This window comes from Blautia sp. Marseille-P3201T, assembly GCF_900120295.1.
GTDB lineage: Bacteria > Bacillota > Clostridia > Lachnospirales > Lachnospiraceae > Blautia.
The window spans coordinates 165690-183015 of sequence record NZ_LT635468.1; the positions used below are offsets into that span (position 1 = coordinate 165690).

Sequence of the window (17326 nt, forward strand, 5' to 3'; positions counted from 1 at the left end):
TTTCCATCATTTTATGATACACTATAAGGAAATAAAGGAGGAAATACTTTTATGGAAGAACACACATTACCCCATCAGCACGGAGAACATGGGGAACATTTAATAGAACATATACCTGACACAGAAAAATTTCAAATTGTTGCTTCTATCTTCAAACAGCTCAGTGATACCACACGTATTCGCATTTTTTGGATTTTATGCCACTGCGAAGAATGCGTAATCAATATCTCTGCCTTAATGGATATGAGCAGTCCTGCGGTAGCACATCATTTACGGCTCTTAAAAAGCAGCGGTCTGGTAGAAACCCGCAGAGAAGGAAAGGAAACTTATTATAAAGCCAGTTCATCAGAAAAAGCACAGTCTCTTCATCACATGATTGAACAGATGATGGATATTTCCTGTCTATCGGCATCTAAAAAATAAAGAGTCAGAGCTTTAAATATCATTCCGAAATATTTATACACTTTTAGCGAATTTGTCGAGCACGCTTTGAGATTACAAGCTCAAAGTGAGCGCAGGCTGAGCATAAAATGTATAAATATTCTGGAGATGTACCTAAAGCGCCAACTCCTTATTTTTTTAATTTAGAGTAACATTGCAATATGATAAACTGCAAATGCTACAATCCATGCAATGACGCACTGCCCGATTACCATAGCTGTTGCCCATTTTCCCCCAAGCTCACGTTTTACAGATGCAATTGCTGCCACACATGGAGTATAAAGAAGGCAGAATACCAGTAACGCTGCTGCTCCCGGTATACTTATACTGCTCTGTAAAGCAGCTGTACTTCCAAATAATACAGTAAGAGAAGATACCACGCTTTCTTTTGCCAAAAAGCCTGAAATCAAGGCTGTCACAATTCTCCAGTCTCCAAATCCCATTGGTGCAAAAACAGGTGCCAATACACCGGCAACTAACGCCAAAATACTGTTCTGTGAATTTGTCGTCATATTCAGACTTGTATCAAAGTTCTGTAAGAACCAGATTACAATAGTTGCAATAAAGATAACAGTAAAAGCTCTCTGAAGGAAATCTTTTGCTTTATCCCACAGCAGATGTCCTACATTTTTCAGTCCAGGCATACGATAATTGGGAAGCTCCATAACAAAAGGAACTGCCTCCCCTTTAAACGCCGTCTTCTTGAAAATCAATGCCATAATAATTCCCATAACAATTCCGAAAACGTACAGAGAAATCATCACCAGAGCTCCGTGTTTTGGGAAAAATGCTGCTGTGAAAAACGCATAAATAGGAAGCTTTGCGGTACAGCTCATAAACGGCGTAAGAAGGATTGTCATCTTTCTGTCTCGCTCAGAAGGAAGGGTACGGCTTGCCATAACACCCGGAACAGTACATCCAAATCCTATCAGCATAGGCACAATACTTCTTCCGGAAAGTCCCAGCTTTCGAAGCAGCTTATCCATAATAAATGCCACACGCGCCATATAACCGCTGTCTTCCAAAAGGGACAGGAAGAAAAACAAGGTTACAATAATCGGCAGAAAGCTCAAGACACCGCCTACACCGTTAAAAATACCATCAATGACAAGAGAATGCAGCACACCTGATACATGTGCTTCCTGCATTGCCATATCCGCCAGTTCTGTAAGATAGGTAATACCGGACTCTAAAAGCCCCTGAAGAAAAGCTCCTACCACACTGAAGGTAAGCCAGAATACAATTCCCATAATTCCGATAAACGCAGGAATTCCTGTATACTTTCCCGTAAGAAAACGGTCAATACTTCTGCTTCTGATATGCTCCTTGCTTTCTTTTGGCTTTACCACAGCTTCTCCGCAGACATCTTCAATATACTGGAAACGCATCTGGGCAATTCCTGCCGCTCTGTCAAGACCTGTCTCCTCCTCCGTCTGTTTTGCAATTTGCTCTAAAATATTCTGTTCATTTTCTGTAAGCTCCAGTTGTTCTAAAATTTTTCTGTCACCTTCCATCACCTTGCTGGCTGCAAAGCGCACCGGAATTCCTGTCTTCTGTGCATGGTCTTCAATAAGGTGCATGACTGCATGAATTCCTCTGTGAATTCCTTCCTCTTTTCGGCAAAAATCTGTTTCCATCGGTGTTTCCTGATATTTTGCCACGTGAAGGGCATGCTGGATAAGCTCTTCAATCCCTTCCCCCTTTGCTGCCGAAATAGGCACAACAGGCACACCAAGAGCTGCCTCCATCTCATTTACCAGAACAGAACCTCCGTTTTCCCGAAGCTCATCCATCATATTTAAAGCCACTACCATAGGAAATCCCAGCTCCAAAAGCTGCATGGTAAGATACATATTTCTTTCAATATTGGTAGCGTCTACAATGTTGATAATTCCCTTTGGTCTTTCACGGATAACAAACTCTCTTGTGACAATTTCCTCACTGCTGTAAGGTGACATAGAGTAAATTCCCGGCAAGTCTGTTATCAATGTGTTATTATGACCTTTAATCACACCATCCTTGCGGTCTACGGTAACACCGGGGAAGTTCCCCACATGCTGCTTCGAGCCTGTAAGCTGATTGAATAAAGTTGTTTTTCCGCAGTTCTGGTTTCCCACCAGCGCAAAGGTTAAGGTTTCACTGTCCGGTAATGGATTTTCACTTTTTCTGTCATGAAATTTTCCACCCTCACCATATCCGGGGTGCAGCTTTTCCTGTCTGTTCTTCTTCTTTTCCTTATCTTTCGGTCGATGTTCTTTGCTGATTTCAATGTTTTCTGCATCTTCTAAACGAATAGTCAGTTCATATCCGTGGATACGCAGCTCAATCGGGTCTCCCATCGGCGCATATTTTACTACGGTTACTTCTGTTCCCTGTATCAAACCCATATCCAGAAAATGCTGACGTAAAGCGCCGCTTCCTCCTACGGAAAGAATAGTGGCTGTGCTTCCTATCTGTAATTCACTTAGCTTCATCTTCTGCCTTCTTTCTTATTAGTTTCATCTAACTCATCTTGTAAGGATTGGAGCTGCTCTATATAACAGCTCCTTAAAATCTTTTCCTTATACAGTATACGTTCTTATCCCTGTAAAAGCAACTGTTTCTTACAGTAACTTTTATAAATTTTGTACTCTGAGAGCACGAATTGCATTTAAAACAGCAATAATCATAACACCCACATCTGCGAAAATCGCAAACCACATGTTGGCAACGCCTACTGCTCCAAGCGCCAGACAACCGAATTTAATCACTAATGCAAAAACAATATTCTGATATACAATGCCAAGGCATTTTCTGGAAATTCCAATGGCTTTAGAAATTTTCAGCGGGTCGTCATCCATCAGAACCACATCTGCCGCCTCAATGGCTGCATCCGAGCCCATAGCGCCCATGGCAATTCCAATATCTGCACGGGTAAGAACCGGCGCATCATTAATGCCGTCACCTACAAATGCCAGTTTTTCCTTTTCAGATTTTGCCAAAAGTAATTCCTCGACTTTTGTTACCTTATCTCCCGGAAGTAATTCTGCATAAACCTCGTCAATCCCCAAAGACTGTGCAACCTGCTCTGCCACAGTTTTTGCATCTCCGGTAAGCATAATCGTTTTCTTTACTCCAGCCTTTTTCAGCCGTGCAATGGCTTCTTTGGAATGTTCCTTTACAAGGTCAGAAATTACAATATGTCCTTCATATTTGCCGTCTATTGCCACATGGATAATCGTTCCCACTTTGTGGCAATCCTGATATTCCACGTTTAATTTCTTCATCAGCTTACTGTTTCCTGCTACAACTTCTCTTCCGTCTACTTTTGCAATTATTCCATGACCGCTGATTTCCTGAATATCGGAAACTCTGTTTCTGTCAATTTCTTTACCGTAAGCTCTTTGAAGACTCTTACTGATTGGATGAGAAGAAGCACATTCCGCCAATGCAGCATATTCCAACAATTTCTTTTCTTCCATTTCATTATGATGAACACCGCTTACCTCAAAGACACCCTGTGTTAAAGTACCTGTCTTATCAAAGACCACATATTTCGCCTGAGATAAGGTTTCCATATAGTTAGAGCCTTTAATTAAGACGCCTTCCTTGCTTGCCCCGCCAATTCCTGCAAAAAAGCTGAGCGGAATACTGATAACAAGAGCACAAGGACAACTGATAACAAGGAATGTCAATGCACGATAAATCCATACGCCCCACTGGGCTGTCTGTCCCAAAAACAACATCTGTACCAGAGGCGGAAGGATTGCCAGTGCCAAGGCACTATAACAAACTGCCGGTGTATATACTTTTGCAAATTTGGAAATAAAGTTTTCGGATTTGGACTTTCTGGAACTGGAATTTTCCACAAGCTCTAAAATCTTCGATACCGTAGACTCTCCAAATTCCTTTGTTGTCCTGATTTTCAGCACACCGTTTAGATTGATACATCCGCTGATAATCTCATCTCCCTGCTTTACATCACGGGGAAGGCTTTCACCTGTCAAAGCGCTGGTATTTAGACTGGAACTCCCTTCCGTAACAATCCCGTCTAAAGGAACCTTTTCTCCCGGCTGTACTACAATAATACTGTCAATTTCCACTTCGTCCGGGTCTACTTTTTCCAGCTTTCCGTCTCGCTCTACATTGGCATAATCAGGACGGATATCCATCAATGCACTGATATTTCTGCGGCTTTTTCCCACTGCATAGCTCTGGAACAGCTCGCCTATTTGGTAAAACAACATAACCGCAATGGCTTCATTATAATCTCCGCTCTTGGAATAAATTGCCAAAACAAAAGCTCCCACAGTAGCCACTGCCATTAAGAAGTTCTCATCAAAAACACGCCTGTTCAGGATACCCCGTCCGGCTTTTCTTAAAATATCATATCCGATAATCAGATAAGCTGCCAAATAAAGGGCTAACTGTAATATTCCTGTTGCAGGTATCAAATTCAGCGCAATCACCATCACTGTTGTAATGATAATTCTAATCAACATCTTCTTCTGCTTTTTGTTCAAAACTGCCACCTTCCTTCTGCTATAAATTTGCACCCCTTTTGCGGTTACCGCCGGGGTGCTGATTTTTAAAGCTCAATTTCACAATCGGACTCTACTTTTTTACAAGCCTTTAAAACATTTTTCATGACCTTTTTCGGGTCCTGTCCTTCTTCAAATTCCACAATCATTTTCTGAGTCATGAAATTCACAGTGGCAGAAGCAACGCCCTCTGTTTTTCTTGTTGCATCTTCCATTAAGTTTGCACAGTTTGCACAGTCTACTTCAATATTGTAAGTCTTCTTCATAATAAAATACCTCTCTTTTCAATATAATGTTTTCTTAATGATTAAATATATGTTTAATTGTTATATCTATACTATAAAGCAGAGAGATAAAAAAGTCAATAGAAAAATAAAGTTTACATCAGTTTTGTTTCTTCCAGCTTTTCCGCAAACATTTCATTTAACCGAATAACAGGCTTACGAAGCACCAATCCCAAAAGTAGGGATAAAATCAGAAACACACTCAAAATCCCCAACTCTCTTACATAAGCATTTCCGTATAAGCCGGCTATTGCCTCCCTCATTGCTCCCATACTGTGAGTGAAAGGAAGGAACTGATATATCTTCTGAAAGACTGACGGCGTCATCTCAATCGGAAAAGTTCCGCCTGAACCAGCCACCTGAATTACTAGCAAAACAACACAGATTGCTTTTCCCACATCTCCGAAAGAAACCGTCAGTGTGTAAATAATATTTACATACACAATACTGGTAATCCAGCCTGACAATACAAATAAAAACGGATGCTCACACTGAATTCCCAAGAAAAATAAATCCCCCAGACAAATTAAACCGCTTTGAATAAGCCCCATAATAAGAAACAGCAAATATCTGCCAAAATAAATCTGATAATTTTTCACATTATTAAGATTTTTCTTTCTATCCTCTGACAGCGTTACTTTCATCATAGCAACCAATATAATACCGCCAACCCAGATAGACAAGGTGGAATAAAACGGCGCCATGGCAGAACCGTAATTCTCTATCGGATAGATACTTTTTGTCTCCATTTTCACAGGTGAGGCAAGAAAAGTGCTTACCGTATCAGGACCATTTCCCAAAACTTCTTTTAAGGTTTCCAAATTTCCGTTTTCTGCCGCTTCGGAAAGCCTCTGTAAAACATCATTCATTTTGCCGGATGCTTCATCTAACAAGGAAGCAGAGGTATCTAAAGCTGCTTTTAATTTTCCCAAATCAGAAGATGCAGAGCCTGACAAGTCTTCAATTCCCTGTGCTCCCTCCTCTAATTTTGATAAAATCAAGGATACGTCCTTGTTGGTGTTGCCCAGCGTCTGAAACAGCTGGTCTAAATTTCCCTTTACATTTTTCTCATAATCTGCCTGCACGTCTTGAATTTGCTGAGCGCTTTGTTTTGCAAGCTCTTTTAATTCACTCTGATAATTACCTGCATCTGAAACGGACTGAGAAATTTTGTCAGCTGCCTCGTTTAACTTATCTCTCACAGCCTCCTGCTGTGCAATAGAAGCATTTAATTTTCCGATAACAGTACCAAGCTGTTCCTTTATATGTGGAAAAACCTCCGGCAAGGAGTCGCTAATTCCCTGCAAACTGTCACGAAATGAAGTATATCGGTCAATGATTGTCTGTACCTGCCCTGCCAGCCCATTTAAGCTCTGTCCTGCTGCTGCGGCATCCTGTGACAGAGAGGAAAAGGTCTTGTCCACCTGTTCTGATACTGCACGGTAAACATCACTGCCTGCATCCAGCACATCATTTACACTGTCCGTAGTACCTGATAAAGCTTCTCTTAAACTCTGAAAACTTTTTCCCGTGTCTGTAAGAAGAGACAAATTAGTGTCAGCATTGCTTCCTGTCTGCTCCAAAAAGGAAGCCGTAGACTCCAGAGTATTTCCCATAGAGTCTGTCATATTAGAAAACGCCTTAATCGTTCCTGAAGCAGCGGAAAGATTATCTGCAATTTCTGCTATGTTTTCGTGTACTCTGCCAATCATTTCTTTAGAGTCTTCCTCGCTTAACATAGAAGACAAACTGTCCATAAGCTGTAATCCTACCTGAGAAATGGTTTTCGTAAACAATTCTGCAATCTGCTTACGAACAGCTCCTGCACCTTTGTCTGTTACCTTGGGTGCAATGGCGTTTTCCTTTTCGTTTAAATAATATAAAATATCAGAATGTTCCACATCATCTGAAAAAAGACTCATCATATCATTACTGAAGGTTTCCGGTATCACAATCGCTGCATAATATTTTCCTGATTTTACACCTTCTACTGCTTTTTTCTGATTTGTAAATACCCAATCCAACTGATTGTTCTCACGCAGACCCGACACCACCTGCTCACCCAGATTGATGTTGAGAGGAAGCAATTCTCCTTCATACCCTGCGTCTACATTGGCAACTGCCACCTTTAAGCTGCCTGTATTGCTGTAAGGGTCCCAGCTGGCAGCAATATTAAACCACGCATAAAGAGAAGGAACAACACTAAGTCCCAGAATAACAATCCATGCAATGGCATTTTTTTTGATTTTCTTCAGGTCTCCCATGAAAATTTTCCATATATTTCTCATTGCTCCTTTTCTCCCTTCTGTGCATTTTCTCTTACTTTTTTCAAAAGAACCTCATCTGACATTTCACTTAGACGCTTCTTTCCCTTCAGGCTTTCATGAATATATTCCACTACAATTAAATATAAAGCGATTAGTATAATAGAAGCTATCCACAACACCAAAAATACCATTTTCGAGTCAATGCTGAACATCAGTATGAGGAAAATAACAGGGATAACCAGAATGGCAAGAAATCCCCTGCGTATTCTTTTCTGATAACCGGACTCAAATTTTTCAATTTTATCGTTTAAAGCTTTACGAAATTCATCCTGTCCTGCCAAAATTTTCACTGCTGTTGATAAACTGATTTTTTCTCTTTTCATTCCCTCTTCTTCGCAAATCATCAAATCGGTTTCAGCCAGTTTGCGGTCAAATAAATAATTTAAATTTAAAAGGCGTGGCCTTAAAAGAAGCCCTATTCCCAAAGCAATAGGCAAAAATATTGCCAAACAAAGCAGGTTTTTCCAGTAGTGCATTCCGTAAATTCCTGCAATCGCTTCCCTCATAGCATTAATTCCGTATGTAAAGGGCAAAAGTGGATGTACGAACCGGAAAAATGCCGGTGTCATTTCAATAGGATACGTTCCTGCTGAACCCGGAATTTGCAGGATAACCAAAATCACGCTCAATGCCTTTCCGATATGTTTAAAGGTAATGGATAACGCATAAATCAAATTCACATACACAAAAGAGGCAAATAGCCCTGCAAATATAAAGGCGGCAGGATTTTTACATTGTATTTTCAAAAGATAGATATCCCCAAGGCAGATAATAAGCGCTTGTATCAGACCTGTTGTCACATACAAAAGCCATCTTCCAAAATATCCCTGTGTTACCGTAAAGCTTTTAATCTTGTCATCCTTGTCTACTTCCAGCTTAAAAATAGCAATTAAAACAATTCCGCCTACCCAGATTGCCAAATTTGTGTAAAAAGGAGTCATGGCTGAACCGTAATTCTCTACATGATAAAAACTCTCTGTTTTCAGCTGTACCGGAGAATACATAAACTCAGCTACCTCTTCTGCATTCTTTTTTGTAAGCTCTGTTAAGCTTTGATAAATATCCGAGCTTTGTAATGTTCCCAAATCTGCAATAGCTGTATTCAGCTTTTTCTGTACCTCTTCAAGAGCCTTTTGGCTGCTCTCCATTGCTGCTTTTGTGTCGCTTAATGTCTGTTTCAAATCCCCGGTTACATTTTTAAGCTGTTCTGCGGAAGGCTCTACTCCTGTAAGAATTCCCGAAACCCTTCCTGAAAGCTGTGCAAAAGAGTCTAAAGATTGATTTAAGGAAGGAAGCACATTCTGCTCAAAAGACTTTCTGGAGGTCTGTAAGTTTTTCTGTCCGTCACCAATAGCTGCGGCAATCTGGTTTAATCCCTGAACAGAAGTATTTACGGCATTTCCTATACTGGCATTTCCTGTCTGAAGATTTTTCAAAATTTCTTGATGCCTCTGATTTTCTGCTTCCAGCTTTCCGATAATATCAGACAGCGGACTTCCGGGAACCTGATTATCCAACTCCCGAAGAACAGCCAAAATTTCCTCGTTCTGTGCGATTAAGTCCTGCACAGATGTAATGGCATTTCCAAGCTTTTCATTTACATTCTGAACCTTCTCATTCAGCTTTCCCAGGTCTGTCCCCACTGCGCTGCTGATACCTGACAGTGTATCCGCTCCCTGTGTAAGCCCCTCAGATAAACCTGTGCTTAACGCACCTACGCTGTTTCGTACAGACGATAAAATATCTGTTCCCTGATTAATAGACTTTGCACCGGATGATGCTGCACTTTTGAGAGTATCCAGTGTTTCCTGAGTTCCACTGATTAAATCGCCACTTCCGTCAATGGTTTTATTGAGATTTTCTAAAACCGCTTGATATTCCTCCAGATTTCTCTCTACTGTCTGCATCTTCGTAATGAGATTTTCCTGTGCCTTGTCAACCTGTGTGCCCATTTGCTCTGCTGTCTGTCCCAGTATCTTAGAAACAGAGCCTGCCGCTGCCGCAATAAATTCTTCATTTACCTGCTCCTGAATTGTGGAGGCGCCGGTATCCGTCACTTTGGGGGCAATGGCATTTTTCTTTTCATTTAAGTAGTATTCAAACTGAGGCTGCTTCATATCTCCGGAGAGGATGCTCACTAGAGAAGCGCTGAAGTCCTCCGGTATTACAATGGCAGCATAATATTTTCCTGACTTTACACCCTCCACTGCCTTTTTCTTATCCGTAAATTTCCAGCCTAAGTCTTTATTTTCCTTTAAGTTCTGAACAATCTCTTCTCCCGCATTCAAGTCTCCTATTAACTCATTTTCTGTACCTTTGTCTGCATTTGCCACTGCAATCTTAATATTTCCGGTATTTGCATACGGATCATAATTTGCGGCAATATTAAACCATGCGTATAGAGATGGTATCAGACATACACCAATTGTAACAATCATTGCCACCATGTTGTGGGACAACCGATTTACATCTCTTCTAAAAATTTCAAACGCCCGTTTCATGCTTTTCCCTCGCTTTTCTATAATCTTGTCATGTAAGCATATTGTCTGCAATTCGTATATTTTATCACCAGAATTTGAGATGTCAATAATTTCGGAGAAAAAATATGACTTTAAGTCAATTTTATTGTCTGATATCATTCTTATACAACAAAATAAAGGTGAAAAACTGATTTTACTCAAGCTTTTCACCTGTTATCATTATTTCCATATACTTCTATTCTTTAATTTCCACGAAAACGCTTCCTGCCGCTTTCACAGAAAGACAAATTCTGCCGCCCTCCACAAGTATCTGTTCTTCTGTTTCCAGATTGATATACCTCTTATTCTCAAACGGAACCGGAATACTTATATTCACTTCCTGCTCATCATTGTTTACTGCCACAACAATTCCCTGCTCCTGCGTAAATCTGGCAAAGGCATATTGTCTGTTTGTCAGCAACAGCTCTCGATATCTTCCGTAAGCAAGACAATCTGTATATTTCTTATGCAGATTTCCCAACCATTTCACATGCTGCATAATTTCAGAACTCTTTTCCTGATTTAAGACCTCTTCAATATTCACTGCCGGACGCAGGGGATTGTCATTTCCGCCTTCCTTGCGTCCCTCAATTCCCCATTCAGAGCCATAATAAACAGAAGGAATTCCCGGAAGCGTAAATAACAGTGTATAAATAGGAAAAATATGGTCTTTTACCTGAATTTTGCTGATAATTCTGTCTACGTCATGATTGTCTACAAAGGAATATAATTTCATACCCTTGTAAATTCCACCGTTTTCATCAAATTCTCGGCGGATGGTATGGGCTATCTCAAAATAATTGTGGTCATTGTGTCCGGAATAAAGCCCTTTATGCAGCTCATAATTTGTAACACTATGAAGCATTTTTTGCCCATCCTGAATATAACGGCTGTAATCTCCGTGGATGACCTCGCCCATAAGCCAGAAATCTGCCTTTTTCTCACCGGTTCTTCTTCTCATCTCTTCCATAAAAGAAAATTCCAGACAATCGGCGCAGTCCAATCGAATACCGTCAATATCAAAAGTATCTATCCAGAAATCAATGACTCCAAGCAAATATTCCCGCACAGCCGGCTCCCATAAATTCAAATTCACCAGTTCAAAGCAATTTCTCCATGCTTCATAGCCAAATCCATCATTATAAGGACTGTTCCAGCCAAAATTAACACCTTTATACCAGCTGCAATACGGTGACTGCTCTCTGTTTTTCTGTATATCCTGAAAAGCAAAGAATTCCCTACCCGTATGATTAAATACACCGTCTACCACAACTCTGATGCCTGCCTCGTGAGCCTTTCGGACAAAACGTTTGAAATCCTCGTTGTCTCCCAATCTGCGGTCCACAATTTTATAATCTTTAGTGTCATATCCGTGTGTGCTGGACTCAAATAATGGTCCTATATAAATAGCAGTACAGCCTATGTCCGCAATATGAGGAAGCCATTTATCCAGTTCTTCAAACCTGTGTACAACCTCTTCTCCCTTATTTTCTCTGGGCGCACCTGTCATGCCAATAGGATACATGTGGTAAAACACTGCCTCTTCATACCATGCCATAATAACTCCTCCTCTGATTATACGTTTTTTCGTTCTGCACTTATAATCCCCTTTTTCAATTCCTCTCTATTATCAGGCAACGACTTCCACCCCCTCATTTTGAATATTTCTATAATAAGGTAAGTCTTTTTTATATTTCTCATATTCTGCAAATGGAATAACCGTTGGAGATATAATAATACCATACTCCAGTTCTAAATCCGATGAAATATCCCATACTTTTTTCAACTCTTGCTGAAGGCCTTCTCGTTCTCCCTGCACAATAGCGACAATATCTATGTCTGAATTGTTTTGATAATCACCTCTGGCATAAGAACCGTACAAAATAATTTTTACAATATTTTCCCCATAAACTGCTTGATATGCCTGAGCCATTGATTTCAGTATTAAACTCAATTCATTTCGTGTACACATTTTTTCACGCTCCTTTGTATTATTATACTGCATTTTTTCCAAAAATAAAACACTCGCTATACAATACAAGATTTTGCTTTTAACATTACATAATAGAACGAATTTTATTTCAAAAACAAAATTTCTGACAATATTCCTCCAATGTAATCTGCTTATCATAAATATATTTTGCCGCTTCCTTCCCCACATATCGGTAATGCCACGGCTCATAAACAATTCCCGTTATATCCGCCTTATCCTCAGGATAACGCAGGATAAATCCGTATTTCCAGCAATTCTTCATGAGCCACTGTTGTACAGGCTGTTCCTCCATTCCGCTGACTATTTTTTGTTCCGCAATATCTGTTATATCCACAGCAAGACCTAACTCATGTTCACTTGTTCCGGGAACTGCAACTGATTTTGCTGTTTTTGCTTCTGCCTTCTGCCTGTCCATCCCATCATTCATATACACCTGAACCTGCTGGTTAAAGAGTTCCTGTTGTTTTTCATGCGTCCGATAGGATGAACAAATAATTGGTGAGTAACCCTGTGCACGGCAGTCATCCATCATCTGCTGCAATTCAGGATAACATCTGGAGTCAATGCTTTGTCCGTTTTTAAGCTGTGTAAGAGGAATACTTTCAACATAAGACTTGTCTAACTTATGTGAACTGTTTACCAAAATCAGGTTCCACTCTGTATCTTTATCTGTTGATGGAGCATTTTTCAAATTATCGTTATCTCGATTAATTTTTTTAGAATTATTGTGTTCATATAAATTTTTTGCCTCTGTCGAAACACTTGTCCTGATAATTCCTGTTACAATTATCAGAAAAATCACACATGCCAAAATTTCGGTTATAAGCACACGTCTCCTTCTTTGTCTTGTTTTTATCTTAGTCACAAAATGCACCTCACTTTCCTTTTTCTAAAGGATAGCGCGGTGCATTTTCAAAATATATTCATTTCGCCCTCTATTTGGCATCATTCAAATGGTATTAATTCAAGCCCGTCATAATAAAAATATACGGACATCAAAATTTCGTCTTTATTCTTATCAACCAATTTGATTATGTCACAACTATCATCTTCCAATTCTGTTCTAAGTCCATAATAATCTTCCAAATATAAAGTTAAAGCATCCCTGACATACACACTATTTTTATCATCACTGCAATAAGCTGCTGAATTCCCATCGTCAGCTATAACATTGCAATACATCTGGATAACTTTTTTATTCTTATCATCCACATACAGTATCATTTCATTGCCTGTTGAACACTTCACTTTTACTGTCCATATTACGGCGGAAACAGATGAGTCTTTTATAACCAGCAGGCTGCATTTTGCATCCATACTTTCCTTATCAATCTCTAGCTGTGCGTAACCCCATTCCTCTAACTGCATCCCTTGAAAAAAAGAATTGCAGACCTCTGCCAGCTCTTCCCTTGATAAATTTGCCATATCTTCCTGATAATCAAACTCATAATCCTTGTAATACACAGCTCTCATAGCTTCTATAATGCTATTAGAATGGGTAATTTCTATGGGGTTCACCTGATATTTTTCCACCTGTCCCAGATTTTCATTTAAAACATTTGAAAAAACAATATTCGGAAAAAACAGTCCAAAACCAATACATAAAAGCATTATAAATATTCCAAATACCCATGAATACTTTCTCATTTTCTGCCTCCCCGTATCTGCACTTTCACCGATGTTCCAATCCCCACTTCACTTTCTACTGAAAGGCTTCCATTATGGATTTTGGCTATCCGATCACAAAGTGACAGTCCCAGCCCTGCCCCGCCAAAGCTGCGGCTTCGGGCTTTATCAATGCGATAAAATGCTTCTGTCAGATGTACAAGTTTATCTTTTGGGATGCCGCATCCGGTGTCCTGAATGAGCAGGTCACAACCTTCTTCTGTCATGGAAAGCATAATTTTAATAACGCCGCCATTTTCCATAGCACGTCTGGCGTTTTCCAGCAAATTTATAACAAGGGAAACAAAAAGGTCCGGTTCCAGCATACAATTACCAGCCTCGCATTTTTTCTCTATCTCTATCCCATTTTCTTTGAAATATGATATGGAATGCTTTACCACACTGTCTATCAAATATGCCGGATTTTGAACAGTCAGTTCCTGATTTTTATTGTCTGCTGCAATAAGTTCAAGAAGCTTGATAGACAGCCTCTCCAATCGCTTACTTTCAGAATAAATATAGTTTGCTGCATCTATCTGCTCCTCCAGACTTAAGTTCTGACGCCTCAGTAAATCTGCATAGCCAATCATGGATGTCATCGGAGTTTTCAGCTCGTGGGTAAAATTTGCAATAAACTGGTTCTGTCTGTCCACCGCATTATTTAATTCCTCCATCTTATCAACAAGCGTATCCGTCATCTGATTAAACTCTGCTGAAAGTTCTTCTATCTCATCATTTGTATGGATATCACTTCTCAAATCATAGTTTCCTTGTGTAATGCTGGAAACGATTTTCTTCAGCCTGCTTATGGGTTTTGTTAAAAAATAGGACAAAATATAGGAAAGAACCGCACTGCATGTTACCACCAGAAGAAAAACCGCTATGTAAAGTCTTTGCAATTCCTCTCTTTGCTCGTATACTTTGGTTACGTCATATAAAGCATCTATGTATAAATCTACATTTTCTGCTTTAATCACCGAACAAAGCTGAATATAGGAGTTATTTTCACTACGGATAATCTTATATGCCACATTTCCGTAATCTGCTTTATCGCCCATTTCTTCCATGTTATTCACGAAATCACTGCTTTTATATATAAGTTCTTTGTCTTTATGCAGACTTATGGCAGCAAACAAATCATTTTGTTCCACTATCTTCCCAAAATCATTGGAAATCTCACTTGCTGTTGTCCATGCAGTCTCCTGACTCAGTAAAGAAAATGTATGAAGAACCATGTCAAATGTTTTTATTGCAGCCATCTTTTCACGGTTTATAGAGCTTTGAAAGGAACTGTATAAAAGAAATGTACCGCCTATTCCAAAAATAAACGCAATCATGGAAATCATACATAAGGTTACTTTATATCGAAACTTCATGTCTTCATCTCCAATCGATATCCTACTTTATTGACTGCTTTTATCATATTTTCTATATGAGCCTTTTTTCGTAGTCTTTGCACATGCAAGTCCACAGTCTTACCGGTACATTCCAGATTGCCTCCCCAGACTCGCTCATATATGGTCTCTCTGTATAATGCCACGTTTGGATTTTGTGCAAAAAGCACGAGCAAATCATACTCTTTCGGTGTTAGCGCTATTTCCTGTTCCTCATATCTGACCACATGCTGTTTCAGGTTGATTGTGAGCTTATCACCAATCCAAATAATATCCGAGGTCTTATGAAATCTTCTGAGCACTACCTCAACCCTTGCCAGAAGTTCTACAACCTCAAAGGGTTTTACAATGTAATCCTCTGCTCCCATTTTTAAGCCTTTTACCCTATCCTTTGTCGAATTCATTGCCGTGATAAAAATAACCGGAATATCGAAAGGTTTGATATATTCTAACAGTTCAAATCCGTCAATATATGGTATCATAATATCCAGAAGGATTAAATCATATCTGTTTTCCTCAATCATATCAGCCGCAGTCTCACCATCATACGCACAAGAACAAAAATATCCCGCTCCTTTCAGCGACAGCTTTATCAAATCAGAAATAGGTTTTTCATCCTCAACAATTAAAATATTTACCATAGCTTTCCCCCTGTCTATATCCTGCGGCTATTATATATCATAACGGCATCCTTTTGGCATCAAAAAATCTTATCTTACGTGAAAGCCTTTTTCATGCTGCTCCTTGGGAAGTGGTTTTCTATCCAGCCATGAAATCTGAATATACGGGCTTTGATTAATCATCTTCAAAACCCTGTTAATCTGGTCCGCTGTCCCCTGCGCTTCCATCACAACACTGCCATCCCACTCGTTTGTTACCCATCCGGTAACTCCCGCACTGTCTGCTGCATGCTTTGCCCGATAGCGAAATCCCACGCCCTGTACCCTTCCTGTAAATGTCAGACGTTCACGGATGATATTTTGTTCATTCATTTTATCGTTCCTCCTTCCCGTTATAAGAGGTAATTATCTTTTTTCATATTTCTCCATTATCATGAAAACATAAATGCAGCCAAAATAAACACCGTCAAAAACAAGATATTTGCAGCTGTAAAGTACAAAATATACCTTCCTTTTCGGCTGGGGCCGGAGGCTACAATAAGCCGATAAGAAATTAAGCTTGCCATTGATGCAATCAGTGTTCCAAGCCCTCCGATATTTGTTCCCACAATCAAAGCTTCCCATTTCTCCGTAAATCCCGATAATAACAGCGCAGCCGGAACATTGCTGATTACCTGTGAAGAAGCTACTGCTGTAAGTATCTCGTTGCCGCTGATAATTTCTTTTAAAAAGTCACAAAAAGCCGGAATACGCCCCATATTTCCGATAAAAATAAAAAATCCTGCAAATGTAAGCAGCAAAGAATAGTCAATCACCTTTAACGTATCCCTGTCTGCCAAAAAAACAACAAAAGCTGTCACAACAGTGACAAACCATACCGGCAATATCTGCGCCACACAGAGCAGACACAGCGCAAACAAAATCGCGTACATTACTTGCTTGTGATATTTCTTAAAGGATATCTCCGAAGAAATCTGTAATGTGTGAAGCGGCTGTTTTTTTCGAATGACAATAGTCAAAAAAAGCAGCACCGCCGCAAGAATGGTGTACGGAAGCATCAATGCAAGAAATTCTCCCATTTCCATTCCGGATTTCGAATACAAATAGAGATTTTGCGGATTTCCGATTGGAGTAAACATGCTTCCAAGATTTGCCGCGATTGTCTGCAACACAACCACCCGAATAATACTCTCCCTCCGGTCAGACATCTCCAATACCTGAATTGCAAATGGCACAAATGTAATAAGCGCTACATCATTGGTAATCAGCATGCTGGATATAAAACATAAAAAAACAAGTATCAGCTCCAACTGGTGACTATTTTTTACTTTTGTAAGCAATTTATCGGCCGCCTGCCGAAATATGCCGAGACGATTTGCGCCTGCCATCACTGCCATCAGACAAAACAAAAGCCCAAGCGTATGAAAATCAATATAGCTTAAATATGCACTATCCGGCGGAACCGCAAGCGCAGATATAAGTGCAAGTACCCATGCGATAATCAATACAATATTCATTCTTTTCCTCTTTCCGTTCTTTTCTACAAATATTTCCCTAACCGCT

Annotated in this window: 14 protein-coding genes; 1 reads left to right on the forward strand and 13 read right to left on the reverse strand. The window is 39.8% G+C overall.

Annotated features, from left to right (window positions below; all coding sequences use genetic code 11):
* The first annotated feature begins 51 nt into the window (after window positions 1–51).
* Window positions 52–423 carry an ArsR/SmtB family transcription factor gene (locus tag BQ7352_RS03745; RefSeq protein ID WP_072447107.1) on the forward strand — a complete coding sequence of 124 codons (372 nt, stop codon included), beginning with the start codon at window positions 52–54 and terminating at the stop codon, window positions 421–423.
* Window positions 424–584: 161 nt separating this feature from the next.
* Here BQ7352_RS03745 and feoB read toward each other — a convergent pair whose 3' ends face one another.
* From feoB to BQ7352_RS03810, 13 genes are all read right to left on the reverse strand, one after another.
* Window positions 585–2915: a ferrous iron transport protein B gene (gene feoB / locus BQ7352_RS03750; protein WP_072447109.1), complete on the reverse strand. Its 2331-nt coding sequence runs from the start codon at window positions 2913–2915 to the stop codon at window positions 585–587.
* Window positions 2916–3056: 141 nt separating this feature from the next.
* Window positions 3057–4943 carry a heavy metal translocating P-type ATPase gene (locus BQ7352_RS03755; protein WP_072447486.1) on the reverse strand — a complete coding sequence of 629 codons (1887 nt, stop codon included), beginning with the start codon at window positions 4941–4943 and terminating at the stop codon, window positions 3057–3059.
* Between the two features lie 65 nt (window positions 4944–5008).
* On the reverse strand, window positions 5009–5227 hold the full coding sequence (locus BQ7352_RS03760; protein ID WP_072447111.1) for a cation transporter: 219 nt from the start codon (window positions 5225–5227) through the stop codon (window positions 5009–5011).
* A 113-nt stretch (window positions 5228–5340) separates the two neighbouring features.
* On the reverse strand, window positions 5341–7533 hold the full coding sequence (locus tag BQ7352_RS03765; RefSeq protein WP_072447113.1) for a YhgE/Pip domain-containing protein: 2193 nt from the start codon (window positions 7531–7533) through the stop codon (window positions 5341–5343).
* The gene (locus tag BQ7352_RS03770) at window positions 7530–10073 is read right to left on the reverse strand and encodes a YhgE/Pip domain-containing protein (RefSeq protein WP_072447115.1); all 2544 of its coding nucleotides are present in this window, start codon (window positions 10071–10073) and stop codon (window positions 7530–7532) included. Before BQ7352_RS03770 ends, BQ7352_RS03765 begins: the two co-directional genes overlap by 4 nt.
* 214 nt (window positions 10074–10287) lie before the next feature.
* Complete coding sequence (locus tag BQ7352_RS03775) at window positions 10288–11652, reverse strand: alpha-amylase family glycosyl hydrolase (RefSeq protein WP_143143371.1); 1365 nt, start codon at window positions 11650–11652, stop codon at window positions 10288–10290.
* Between the two features lie 69 nt (window positions 11653–11721).
* The gene (locus BQ7352_RS03780; protein ID WP_072447120.1) at window positions 11722–12063 is read right to left on the reverse strand and encodes a nucleotidyltransferase domain-containing protein; all 342 of its coding nucleotides are present in this window, start codon (window positions 12061–12063) and stop codon (window positions 11722–11724) included.
* Between the two features lie 109 nt (window positions 12064–12172).
* On the reverse strand, window positions 12173–12949 hold the full coding sequence (locus BQ7352_RS03785) for a M15 family metallopeptidase (RefSeq protein ID WP_072447488.1): 777 nt from the start codon (window positions 12947–12949) through the stop codon (window positions 12173–12175).
* Window positions 12950–13029: 80 nt separating this feature from the next.
* Window positions 13030–13731, reverse strand: coding sequence for a hypothetical protein (locus BQ7352_RS03790; RefSeq protein WP_072447122.1), 702 nt, complete (start codon window positions 13729–13731; stop codon window positions 13030–13032).
* Window positions 13728–15125, reverse strand: coding sequence for a sensor histidine kinase (locus BQ7352_RS03795; protein WP_072447124.1), 1398 nt, complete (start codon window positions 15123–15125; stop codon window positions 13728–13730). The genes BQ7352_RS03790 and BQ7352_RS03795 overlap by 4 nt, the downstream gene beginning before the upstream one ends.
* A complete protein-coding gene (locus tag BQ7352_RS03800; protein ID WP_072447126.1) occupies window positions 15122–15784 on the reverse strand; it encodes a response regulator transcription factor in 663 nt (220 codons plus the stop codon). The genes BQ7352_RS03795 and BQ7352_RS03800 overlap by 4 nt, the downstream gene beginning before the upstream one ends.
* Before the next feature lie 69 nt (window positions 15785–15853).
* On the reverse strand, window positions 15854–16135 hold the full coding sequence (locus BQ7352_RS03805) for an acylphosphatase (protein ID WP_072447128.1): 282 nt from the start codon (window positions 16133–16135) through the stop codon (window positions 15854–15856).
* Window positions 16136–16194: 59 nt separating this feature from the next.
* Window positions 16195–17280 carry an SLC13 family permease gene (locus BQ7352_RS03810; RefSeq protein WP_072447130.1) on the reverse strand — a complete coding sequence of 362 codons (1086 nt, stop codon included), beginning with the start codon at window positions 17278–17280 and terminating at the stop codon, window positions 16195–16197.
* Window positions 17281–17326 lie beyond the last annotated feature (46 nt).

What these genes read in the sequence shown, in the direction of transcription:
- BQ7352_RS03745 (WP_072447107.1), top strand. Translation starts at nt 52, where the DNA reads ATGGAAGAACACACATTACCCCATCAGCACGGAGAACATGGGGAACAT.
- feoB (WP_072447109.1), bottom strand. Translation starts at nt 2,915, where the DNA reads ATGAAGCTAAGTGAATTACAGATAGGAAGCACAGCCACTATTCTTTCC.
- BQ7352_RS03760 (WP_072447111.1), bottom strand. Translation starts at nt 5,227, where the DNA reads ATGAAGAAGACTTACAATATTGAAGTAGACTGTGCAAACTGTGCAAAC.
- BQ7352_RS03765 (WP_072447113.1), bottom strand. Translation starts at nt 7,533, where the DNA reads ATGAGAAATATATGGAAAATTTTCATGGGAGACCTGAAGAAAATCAAA.
- BQ7352_RS03770 (WP_072447115.1), bottom strand. Translation starts at nt 10,073, where the DNA reads ATGAAACGGGCGTTTGAAATTTTTAGAAGAGATGTAAATCGGTTGTCC.
- BQ7352_RS03780 (WP_072447120.1), bottom strand. Translation starts at nt 12,063, where the DNA reads ATGTGTACACGAAATGAATTGAGTTTAATACTGAAATCAATGGCTCAG.
- BQ7352_RS03790 (WP_072447122.1), bottom strand. Translation starts at nt 13,731, where the DNA reads ATGAGAAAGTATTCATGGGTATTTGGAATATTTATAATGCTTTTATGT.
- BQ7352_RS03795 (WP_072447124.1), bottom strand. Translation starts at nt 15,125, where the DNA reads ATGAAGTTTCGATATAAAGTAACCTTATGTATGATTTCCATGATTGCG.
- BQ7352_RS03800 (WP_072447126.1), bottom strand. Translation starts at nt 15,784, where the DNA reads ATGGTAAATATTTTAATTGTTGAGGATGAAAAACCTATTTCTGATTTG.
- BQ7352_RS03805 (WP_072447128.1), bottom strand. Translation starts at nt 16,135, where the DNA reads ATGAATGAACAAAATATCATCCGTGAACGTCTGACATTTACAGGAAGG.
- BQ7352_RS03810 (WP_072447130.1), bottom strand. Translation starts at nt 17,280, where the DNA reads ATGAATATTGTATTGATTATCGCATGGGTACTTGCACTTATATCTGCG.